This is a genomic window from Candidatus Darwinibacter acetoxidans, from assembly GCF_041936445.1.
GTDB lineage: Bacteria > Bacillota > Limnochordia > Darwinibacteriales > Darwinibacteriaceae > DTU010.
Window position 1 is genome coordinate 1 of record NZ_JBHGXH010000251.1, and the last position, 1772, is coordinate 1772.

General features: G+C 53.6%; 2 protein-coding genes. Both read left to right on the plus strand.

Annotated elements, in window-relative coordinates:
• The first annotated feature begins 162 nt into the window (after positions 1–162).
• The gene (aroF, locus tag ACE4YL_RS09640) at positions 163–1206 is read left to right on the plus strand and encodes a 3-deoxy-7-phosphoheptulonate synthase (protein ID WP_461369578.1); all 1044 of its coding nucleotides are present in this window, start codon (positions 163–165) and stop codon (positions 1204–1206) included.
• Positions 1188–1772: prephenate dehydrogenase (locus ACE4YL_RS09645; RefSeq protein ID WP_461369579.1), on the plus strand; the 585-nt coding region annotated here is incomplete at its 3' end. The genes aroF and ACE4YL_RS09645, both read left to right, overlap by 19 nt.

Consider the following 1772-nt stretch of genomic DNA (forward strand, 5'->3'; position numbering starts at 1 on the left):
GTTATTATTACGCTTCTGGCCAATTTTCTTATGGAGACCGGCCGCCGGGCGGGAGCATTTACTGTAACACCATAAAGTAAAGTATCATAGTAGCAAGTTAAATCCGGGGTTCGGTCTCAAGCCGAACCCCGGATTTTTTTATTTTAAAAGGAGGAAAGAAAAATGGAAGCGACAAGAGCAATTATAAAGACAAAAAGAGACGAATCGGCAGGCAAGCTGCTCATGAAACTGGATCAAATGGGGATAACGGCTCGCATCACAAAAAACGAGCCGGAGGCAATCGTGCTGGCAGAAGGACAGATCGATGAAGGCAAGATAAAAACCATGCCCGAAGTCGCCCAACTGACCGAAGTAAAGGCACCTTTTCCCTTGGTCAGCAGGGAATGGAGTCAAAAAGACAGCATAGTAGAGATAGCCCCCGGCGTCGCAGTAGGAGGAGGAAACGTTCTAATCATAGCCGGCCCTTGCGCAGTTGAAGGGGAAGAACAGATCGTAAAGACAGCAAAGGCGATAAAAAACTCGGGCGCCACTGCCCTTCGGGGAGGTGCCTATAAGCCAAGGACCAGTCCCTACTCATTCCAAGGCCTTGGGGCCGAAGGGCTGGCCTTGCTGTCGGAGGCAAAAAAAGCTACAGGCCTTCCCATAGTTACAGAGGTAATGACGCCTGAAGACATCGACTTCATGCTGCCGCACGCAGACATCCTGCAGGTCGGTTCCCGCAACATGCAAAATTTCTCGCTTCTCAAGGCTTTAGGGAAGGTGGACAAACCCGTCTTGCTCAAACGGGGCATGATGGCCACCATAGACGAGTGGCTTCAGGCCGCAGAATACATCATGGCAGGCGGCAACTTCAACGTCATCTTGTGCGAGCGTGGAATAAGGAGCTTCGAAAAAAGGACCCGCAACACCCTGGATCTAAATGCCGTACCCCTGGTCAAGAGCTTGAGCCACCTCCCCGTAATCGTAGACCCCAGCCACGGAACGGGAAAGAGCGAGCTCGTCCCCAGCATGAGCCTTGCGGCTTTGGCGGCCGGTGCCGACGGCTTGATCGTCGAGGTGCATCCGAATCCCAAAGAAGCGACAAGCGATGGGGACCAGTCGCTCGATTTCGAACAATTTGGCGATCTCATGAAATCCGTAAACAGGCTGCTTTCCATAATGCCCGGCAAAGTCCCGGAGGGATCAAAGTGCAGTGTAGCAGCATAGGCATCATAGGACTGGGGCTCATAGGAGGCTCCATAGGCAAGAGCCTGCTAAAAAACGAGGCGTCTCACAGGGTGCTCGGCTGGGACGTAAATGAAGACGCGATAGACGTCGCTCTCGCTTCGGACGCCGTCACGCATGCCTGCGAACCCGAAAAGATGGCAGGCAAAGCGGAACTGCTCATATTGGCGGTGCCCCCAAGCCAAATGAAGCTGCTAAGCGAAAAAGTAGCGCCCTTTGCCGGTAAAGGGTTAAAAGCCGTAACGGATACGGCGAGCACCAAATCTGCGATAGTAAAGCAGTTATCGGCAATCTGGAAGGAAAAGTACGTGGGGCTTCATCCAATGGCCGGCAAAGAAAGGGCAGGCATCGATAACTCTTCGGCAGATTTATTCGAGGGCGCCGCATGGGCCGTCGTCCCGAGCGCCATTTCGAGCAAAGAAGCCGTCGAAATGGCGACAGATCTGGTTTGCGCACTGCACTCGATCCCGATCACCCTAACCCCCGAAGAACACGACGCCATCGTGGCCGTGACGAGCCATCTTCCCATGTTTTTGGCCACGGCGCTG

Bases quoted from the DNA above. Each gene is read 5' to 3' on its own strand.
- aroF (WP_461369578.1), top strand. From the start codon at position 163: ATGGAAGCGACAAGAGCAATTATAAAGACAAAAAGAGACGAATCGGCA.